General features: G+C 44.8%; 5 protein-coding genes and 2 rRNA genes. 4 read left to right on the forward strand and 3 right to left on the reverse strand.

Annotated features, from left to right (window positions below; all coding sequences use genetic code 11):
* The first annotated feature begins 15 nt into the window (after nt 1–15).
* The 4 genes from glgD (at nt 16) to GH808_RS04680 (ending at nt 7186) form a co-directional block, all read left to right on the forward strand.
* Nucleotides 16–1128, forward strand: a complete 1113-nt coding sequence (gene glgD / locus GH808_RS04665; RefSeq protein ID WP_186841624.1) for a glucose-1-phosphate adenylyltransferase subunit GlgD — start codon at nt 16–18, stop codon at nt 1126–1128.
* The gene (gene glgA, locus GH808_RS04670; protein WP_186841625.1) at nt 1129–2568 is read left to right on the forward strand and encodes a glycogen synthase GlgA; all 1440 of its coding nucleotides are present in this window, start codon (nt 1129–1131) and stop codon (nt 2566–2568) included. It abuts the gene before it with no gap.
* Nucleotides 2552–4429 (forward strand): glycoside hydrolase family 13 protein, encoded by a 1878-nt coding sequence (locus tag GH808_RS04675; protein WP_186841626.1) that lies wholly within the window; start codon nt 2552–2554, stop codon nt 4427–4429. The genes glgA and GH808_RS04675 overlap by 17 nt, the downstream gene beginning before the upstream one ends.
* 330 nt (nt 4430–4759) lie before the next feature.
* Nucleotides 4760–7186 (forward strand): glycogen/starch/alpha-glucan phosphorylase, encoded by a 2427-nt coding sequence (locus tag GH808_RS04680; protein ID WP_186841627.1) that lies wholly within the window; start codon nt 4760–4762, stop codon nt 7184–7186.
* Nucleotides 7187–7295: 109 nt separating this feature from the next.
* On the opposite strand, the gene GH808_RS04685 is transcribed toward GH808_RS04680, so the two are convergent.
* The 3 genes from GH808_RS04685 to GH808_RS04695 all read right to left on the reverse strand — a co-directional run.
* Entirely contained in the window at nt 7296–7880 is a 585-nt protein-coding gene (locus GH808_RS04685) for a hypothetical protein (RefSeq protein ID WP_186841628.1), read from the reverse strand.
* 511 nt (nt 7881–8391) lie between these two features.
* Nucleotides 8392–8508: ribosomal RNA gene (gene rrf / locus GH808_RS04690) — 5S ribosomal RNA — on the reverse strand.
* Between the two features lie 69 nt (nt 8509–8577).
* Nucleotides 8578–8701 (reverse strand): 23S ribosomal RNA (locus GH808_RS04695); the annotation flags it as partial.

Genomic DNA, 8701 nt, shown 5'->3' on the forward strand with positions numbered 1-8701 from the left:
AAGGAGTGACTCACAATGAAAAATGCAATTGGGCTTATTTTGAATGTCAATGGCGAAGACTCTTCCCTGAAAGACTTTCTTCATCATCGCAGTTTAAGCACCCTTCCGTTTGGCGGCCGTTATCGGCTTATTGATTTTACCCTTTCCAACATGGTTAATTCCGGCGTATCCCATATCGGTGTGGTGGGAAGCCATAAATACAGTTCCCTCGTCGATCATCTTGGCACCGGAAAAGAGTGGTCACTGAGTCGAAAAACCCAGGACCTTTCCATCCTTGCCGGTGTCGGCAACAATCGGATCGGCCATCAGATGAAAATCAATCTCAGAAGTTTGCAGAATAACCGTGATTATCTGGAAACAGCTGCCGGTGAACATGTCATTATTGCCTCTCCCAATATTGTAACCTCCTTTGATTTCAGACACGCCTACGAGGTTCATTTAAAAAACAACAGCGATGTGACATTGATTTATAAAAAGGATGCTGCTAAATATAACCTTGAAGATGATGACATCTATCTGGAATTCTGCAACAAGCGGATCAGTGGTATTCATTACAAGAAAACACATACTACCAAACACTTCTATTCTGAAATGCTGATCATAAAAAAATCACTCTTAATTCAATTTATGGATCTTTCCGAATATTCCGGCGAATGGGATTTACTGGATATGATCACGATCAATCTTGATACCCTGCGGGTCTTCGGGGTTCAGCACACCGGTTATCTGAAACGGATTAACAACCTGGAAAGTTACATGAAAGCCAATATGGATTTGCTCGAATATGATATCATGCAGGAGCTTTTTCTTGGGAAGGCATCCATCCACACAAAGATTAAAGATAACCATCCCAGCCTTTATCACGAGCCATCCAGTGTGCTCAACTCGATTGTTGGAAGCGGCTGCATCATTGACGGCACCATCTCCCACAGTATTATTTTCAGGGATGTCCTGATGGAGCGCGGCTCGCAGATTAAAAACAGCATCATCATGCAGAAATGCAAAATCGGCAAACACGTTACCCTCGATTATGTCGTCATGGACAAAGATTCGAAAATCAGCGATTATACGGTGCTGATCGGCAAACCTGAGGATCCCATTATTTTAAAGAAAGGTACGGTAATTTAAATGTTAAACGTATTGTTTGTTGCTTCGGAAGCCTACCCCTTTGCCAAAAGCGGTGGACTGGGGGATGTCATTGGCGCACTGCCAAAGTCCTTTCCCAAAGATGTCGATGCCCGGGTTATTATTCCCCTTTACAGCACCATACCGGAAGAACTGAAGAGGAAAATCAAACCGATTTGCCATTTTCATATTCACATGAATGCCACGCTCTACTATTGCGGCATTTCCACTTGTGAATACGAGGGTATCACTTTTTACTTTATCGATAACGAGAGCTTTTTTAAACGACCGTCGCTTTATAATTATTTCGACGATGGTGAACGCTTTCTCTATTTTTGCCGTGCTGTTCTTGATTCAATTCCATCACTTGATTTTGAGCCGGATATCATTCACTGCAACGACTGGCAGACAGCGGCGATCCCCTACCTGCTGCGGCATCAATATCGACCGCTCTTTCCAAATACGAAATGTGTTTTTACCATCCACAATATAAAGTACCAGGGAATTTATGGTTTCAGTGACATCAATCAGTACCTCCATCTCGGCTTTCTGCCTTCCGATTTGGAATACTACGGAAAAATAAACCTCATGAAGGGGGCTCTGTATTCGGCCGATCTCGTCACCACCGTGAGTCCAACCTACGCCCAGGAGATTAAAGATCCATACTACGGAGAAGGTCTGGACAGCGTCATTGGGGATGTCGGCGACCATGTTGTAGGCATCCTCAACGGCATCGACGAATCAATCTATACCCCCAAGGATGATCCGGCATTATTTGTTCCCTATACCACTTCCAAAAAGAAAAAAGCCGAGAATAAAAAAGCCCTGCAGGACTATCTTGACCTGCCCATCCGGGAAGATGTGCCAATGATTTCAATGATCACCCGTCTGGTTGAACAAAAAGGACTTGATCTGGTGGCCAATGTCATCCATGAAATACTGCAGCTGGATCTACAACTGGTTGTTTTAGGCACCGGCGAAGCAAATTACGAAAATCTACTCCGCAGCATCGCCTACAATTACCCGGATAAAATGGTCACCATCATCGATTTCGACGAATCACTTTCCCGAAAAATCTATGCCGCCAGCGATCTGTTTTTGATGCCATCAAAATTCGAACCCTGTGGTTTGTCTCAGATGATTGCTATGCGCTACGGGGCGGTGCCCATTGTCCGAGAAACCGGTGGCCTCAAAGACACTGTTTCGTATTTCGATTCTGAAACCAATGAAGGGAATGGTTTCAGTTTTGCAACCTACAATGCGCATGACATGCTCTTTACCATTCAAAAAGCAGTAAGCCTCTATCACAATGATCACACCACATTCAACCGGATTGTCAGCAATGCTTTTAACTCGCATTTTGATTGGAAACGTTCAGCGCAGATGTATTTGACGCATTACAAAAAATTACAGGAAGCCGCCCATCATGAACTTCATACATAATTCCTGGGATCTGAAATACCGTGCTCCCTTTGGTGCCCTCCCCAAAGGAAGCAACATCACCCTGAGCGTCTATGGTCGTGATCTCAACAACGTTCAATTGCGAACATTGTTTGAGGAAAGCGAGGTCTTGTATTCCATGAAACCTTCAGCCACTTCACATTACTGGGAGGTTGAATTGCAAATACCCGATGCCACCGGCATCCTGTGGTATGACTTTAAATTTGAAACTGGCGGCTGTTCCTACACCTACGGAACAAAAGGCAATCGTCTCGGCGGGGAAGGCCAGATTTATAAGGATATTCCGCCTTCCTATCAGATTACCATTTATGAACCCAAACGAACCACACCAAAATGGTATAAAAATGGTATCATGTATCAGATCTTTCCGGATCGATTCAACCGGGGCTCCGATTTCAGTCTCGAGAATTTCCCGAGAAAAGTGCTTGTCCATCCCAAATGGTCGGATTCTCCCCATTATTTCAAAAATAATTCCGGTCACATCGAATACTGGGATTTTTTTGGCGGTACGCTGGATGGAATTACCGAAAAACTGGATTATCTGAAAAGTCTCAATGTTTCCATCATCTATCTTAATCCGATTTTTAAATCAAAAAGCAATCATCGCTATGATACCGGCGACTATATGACCATCGATCCGATCCTGGGAACGATGGAGAAATTCAAAAAGTTCATTGCCGCCTGCAAAGAACGAAATATTCATGTGATTCTGGATGGTGTTTTCAATCATACCGGTGATGACAGCATCTACTTCAACCGCTATGGTCATTATCCGGAGCTTGGCGCCTACCAGTCAACCGAATCGCCATATTATGACTGGTATACCTTTGATCACTATCCCATCAAATACGACTGCTGGTGGGGAATCGACGCGATGCCCAATCTCTCTGAGATGAACCCCAGCTTTCAGTCGTTCATTTTTAAGGATGATAACAGCGTCGTGCGGCACTGGACACGGACCGGCATCTCCGGCTGGCGGCTGGATGTGGCCGATGAGCTGCCCGACCCGTTTATCGAAGGTTTGAAAATCGCCATGTTGGAGGAAAATCCTGACAGTGTTCTGATTGGAGAAGTCTGGGAGGATGCCTCCCGAAAAGTTGCATACAATCAATTGCGCACCTATTTTTCAGGCTTCGAACTGGATGCCGTAATGAATTATCCATTTCGCGAAACCTTTATTGCTTTTGTCCTGGGAAAAACCAGCGCCAAAATTGCAGTGCTTGTCATGATGTCGCTTTATGAAAACTATCCCCGTGAGCAATTTATGGGAAACATGAATCTGATCGGATCACACGACCGCTGCCGGATTCTTACCGTGTTGGGAGAAGCCGATGAATATGCCGACCACGAACATTATCGTTTAACAAAAGAGCAGTACAGTCTGGCTCATCAGCGACTGAAAATGTTAAGCCTTATCCAAATGACCTTTCCGGGCGTTCCCTGCATCTATTACGGAGATGAAGCCGGCGTTCAGGGTTTTGAAGATCCGTACAACCGCAGTACCTATCCCTGGGGTAAAGAAGACCGGGACTTGGTTTTATGGTATCAGCAAATCACAAAACTTCGGGCCGATAACCCGGTCTTTCAACACGGATCATGGAAACCCTATGAAGCCAGCGATGACCTCTTCGTTTTTGAAAGACGTGATGAAAATACTTGCTGTCTGTGTCTTTTCAATCGAAGTCTCAAGGCGGTTCATCTCTTTCAATACCTGGATTACGAAGGATTCAAGGGGCTGGAAATGATTACCGGAGAAACCCTATCGCTAAAAGATCCGATTATTCTGCAGCCGCTTGCCTATGCCATCGTCATGATCACACTCGACACCAGTCAAGCTCTTTAAACAAAAAGGATTGCGTCTTTGCAATCTTCAGGTTGTCGGCATGCCCCGTACCGACCAATTGTTAATCTGTTGTATGCTGCAAGATCGGACAGGCTAACGCCATGTCCGCCATGATGCATACAACATGATGTAACAATTGTCGGTACTGCTGTATACCTTTGTCTATAGTCTCTGGATTGCGCCTGCGCAATCCTTTTTTATTGGAACTTTCTTTGTGTTTTTTTTCGGCGATTGGGGGTAGATAAAAAAATAAGTCCTGAGCTGGCAGTGAAGCGCACCGCATTTTTTTTGCAAATGCCAAAAATTAGTGTTAGTAAGAAAGGAATTCCAATGAATAAATCCGAACGATTTGAAGCAATTGAAACCTTTAAAAATGCCTATATACAGAAAATTGAAGAAGTTTCCGGCGAATGCTTTTCAGAAGCCTCACTGTTCAACCAATATGAAGCCCTCGCGGAAATCATCATGGAAAAAAACGGCTCCCTGTGGGCCAAAACAAGCAAGCAGTATGATGAAATTCCGCATAAACGGGTTTACCTTTTTTCCATTGAGTTCCTGATCGGCAGACTGCTGAAAGCCTTCATCAACAGCCTGGAGATCGAAGATATCGTGAAAACTGCCATTTCGGAATTGGGACTGGATTATGAAACAATCCTTAACAAGGAAGCTGACCCCGGTCTTGGCAATGGCGGCCTCGGCCGCTTAATGGCCTGTTTCCTGGAATCTTCCGCCACCCTGGGACTGCCGTTTCACGGCAATGGCATCCACTACCAGCATGGGCTGTTCGAACAGAAAATCATCAATGGCGAGCAGGTTGAAGTGGCGGACAACTGGCTGAGACACGGTTATCCCTTTGAAATCAGAAAACCCAATGAATCCGTCATTGTTAAATTCTATGGCGATATCCACTATGACAAGATCGACGGCGTTCTGACTTTTTTTTATGAGAATTACGAGCCGATCCTCGCTGTTCCCTACGATATCCCCATCAAAGGCTATCACAACAAAACGGTCAACTCGTTGCGTCTCTGGAGTGCCGAACCCGTTGAAGATTTCGATCTGCCCAGCTTTAATCAGGGCCAATTCATGGATGCCGTTCGTCATAAATCCGAAGCCGAAGCCATCACTCAGATTCTATACCCCAACGACAACAAATTTGACGGTAAACTGCTGCGGCTCAAGCAGGAGTATTTCTTTGTCTCAGCCGGTCTGCAGCGCATTATTACGCGATATAAACGATACAACAACAAATGTCTGGATGAGTTCTCCAATAAAATTTGTATCCATATCAATGATACCCACCCGGCTCTGTGCGGCCCTGAAATGATGCGGATTCTGATGGACGATGAGGGGCTGAGCTGGATGGATGCCTGGCGAATCACCGTCAATTCCCTGACTTTCACCAACCACACGGTACTTCCGGAGGCTTTGGAAAAATGGCCGGTGGATATGCTGAAATTGCTGCTTCCCCGGATTTATATGATCATCGAGGAAATAAATCGCCAATTTCTGGATAAGCTGCGGATCAAGTATGGATTGAATGAATCCGAAATCGCTGCGCTTGCCATTATTCAAGATGAACAAATCAACATGGCCAACCTTGCTGTCGTCTGCAGTCATTCGGTCAATGGTGTCGCCGCGCTTCACAGCAAAATTCTGAGAGAAGAAACCTTCAGGGGGTATTACCAAATTTTCCCGGAGCGCTTCAATTCGGTTACCAATGGCGTCACACCTCGTCGTTTTCTGATTAACAGCAACACCGGGCTTCGCGATCTGATCGATGCCTCCATCGGTACCGAATGGCAGAGTGATCTTTTCGCTCTTGAAGAATTGATGAAATATGCCGAGGATGCTTCATTCATGGAAAAATACGATCAAATCAAACTGACCAATAAAATACATCTGGCTGACTATATAAAAAAACATAACCCTGTCACGGTCAATCCAAATTCAATTTTCGACATCCAGGTCAAACGGATTCATGAATATAAACGTCAGCTTTTGAATGCGCTTCATATTCTTGATTTATATAATCATCTGAAAGAGAACCCCCAGATGGAGATTGTCCCGCACACCTTCATTTTTGCCGGAAAGGCAGCTCCGGGGTATTATTTTGCCAAGGAAATCATCAGGCTGATCAATGCCATCGCTGATCTTGTCAATAACGATGCTTCCATCAAGGATCAAATCAAGGTCGTTTTTCTTGCGAATTTCAATGTGACGCTGGGTGAAATTATTTATCCGGCCGCCAATATTTCCGAACAGATCTCGACGGCCGGTAAAGAAGCCTCAGGTACCGGAAATATGAAGTTTATGATGAACGGTGCCATCACGCTCGGAACCATGGACGGCGCGAACATTGAGATTCATGAAGCTGTGGGCGATGAGAATATTGTCACATTTGGTCTTTCTTCCGATGAAGTCGCAAGCTTTGAGAAATCCGGCGGATACCGTTCATTTGAAGTTTTTGAAAATAATGCCCGGATCCAGAAAATAATGCAACAGCTTATCGATGGAACTTTTGGTAACTTTTCACATTTCCAGAGCATCTATGACTCACTGCTTTTGTATAACGACAGCTACTTTGTGTTAAAGGATTTTGATTCCTATGCAAACGCACAGAGGCATATCAATGATTTATATCAATGTCCGGATCAGTGGTTTAGAATGTCCCTCAGCAACGTGGCTTACTCCGGTCTGTTTTCAAGTGATCGGGCGATTCTGGATTATCAGAAGAATATCTGGAAGACACTGTAAATGATGCTTTTCCTTTTTATTGGGAAGCCCCACCTGAATTTAACTCAGGCGCGGCTTCCTTTGCTGTGGTCTTAGAACTTTTTTTGTTTAATATATCATTGGTGGGATGCTACTGACCGCCTCCCATAATTTTGATGGACGCAATCTCATCTGAACTACCCGTATAGGTTATCATGAGAATACTTCCCACCGCAATATCAGAGCTACTTGCTGATTGATCACTGGTTACCGTTGCATTGGTTGACTGGGTCCCCGGTTCCTGCATAGTCTGCCTGGTGATTGTAATTGAATCTGAGAGCGTAATTGTCTGACTTTCGCCTGTCAATGTCAGCATTTCAGGCGCTTCGCCGGTTGTTCCTTCTGGCGGTGTCGTTCCACCAGCTGCTGCGCCTCCGTCGGTTGGCTGAGCTGGTGGTGTTTCGCCAGTGGTCTGTGTTCCACTCGTTTGTCCTCCGGTTGGGGCTTCGCCACTTGGTTTTTCTCCGGTTGGCTGATCACCGCCCCCTTCATTCATCGTCCCCAGCGCAACTGTAATCTCTGATCCGCTGACTCCGGTGACTTTACCATAGACAATTGTCCCGCTTGTTGAAGACGTTGCTGTGCCACTTGCGCTCGTGCTTGAACACCCACTGAAAGTAAAAATGCTCATGATGATCATTGCCAATACCGTTAATTGAATTCGTTTGTTTTTCATATTTTTGATTCCTCCACTGATTTATACTTTACTTTACTAAATATAACAAATCAGTGTGATTTTTTTGTGTAGGCTATAAATATATTTGCTGAATTAATGATGTTGGATTGTCATACTTATTGGCTAACTTTAAAATTACTGCCGTGAAATGAATCCGTGTAACTCCGTCACAGCTAACGCTGCGCCTCCGTTAGGGGCTTCGCCCCATAAAAAAACAGATTCATAATAAAAGATATTAAGTATCCTTATATCTATCTCTTAACTTCACTGCCGTTATACTCGCTCATGCGGCACTTCGTCTCCGCTTCGCTACGCCTCAGTCGCGTCAGTCGCCAGATGGCTCCACATAGAATTACTGCCGTCTAATGAATCCGTGCAACTCCGTCTCCGTTTCACTGCGCCTCCGTTTGGGGCTTCGCCCCATAAAAAAATAGATTCATAATGAAAGATATTAAGGTTCCTTATATCTTTCATTATGAATCTATTTTTTTGCACGGCTTCATTAAAAAAAGCCCCGCAACGTCCTATCCTCCCAGGCAGTTACCCACCAAGTACTTTCGGCGCTGGAAGACTTTACTTCTGTGTTCGGTATGGGAACAGGTGTGGCCCTTCCGCCATCGTCGCGAGACTAGCTTAATCTATTTAATTGTTGTTTCTTATCTGTCGATCATTCGAAACAGCACAGTGTATAAAATCTTGGATCAAGACCTCGGTCGATTAGTACTGGTCAGCTCCATATGTTGCCATACTTCCACATCCAGCCTATCTACCTGGTCGTCTACCAGGGACCTTAACCATTTCTGGTGAGATATCTTATCTTG

The sequence above is a fragment of the Acetobacterium fimetarium genome (assembly GCF_014284475.1).
GTDB lineage: Bacteria > Bacillota > Clostridia > Eubacteriales > Eubacteriaceae > Acetobacterium > Acetobacterium fimetarium.

Coding starts and splice junctions, on each gene's coding strand:
- glgD (WP_186841624.1), top strand. CDS start 16: ATGAAAAATGCAATTGGGCTTATTTTGAATGTCAATGGCGAAGACTCT.
- glgA (WP_186841625.1), top strand. CDS start 1,129: ATGTTAAACGTATTGTTTGTTGCTTCGGAAGCCTACCCCTTTGCCAAA.
- GH808_RS04675 (WP_186841626.1), top strand. CDS start 2,552: ATGAACTTCATACATAATTCCTGGGATCTGAAATACCGTGCTCCCTTT.
- GH808_RS04680 (WP_186841627.1), top strand. CDS start 4,760: ATGAATAAATCCGAACGATTTGAAGCAATTGAAACCTTTAAAAATGCC.
- GH808_RS04685 (WP_186841628.1), bottom strand. CDS start 7,880: ATGAAAAACAAACGAATTCAATTAACGGTATTGGCAATGATCATCATG.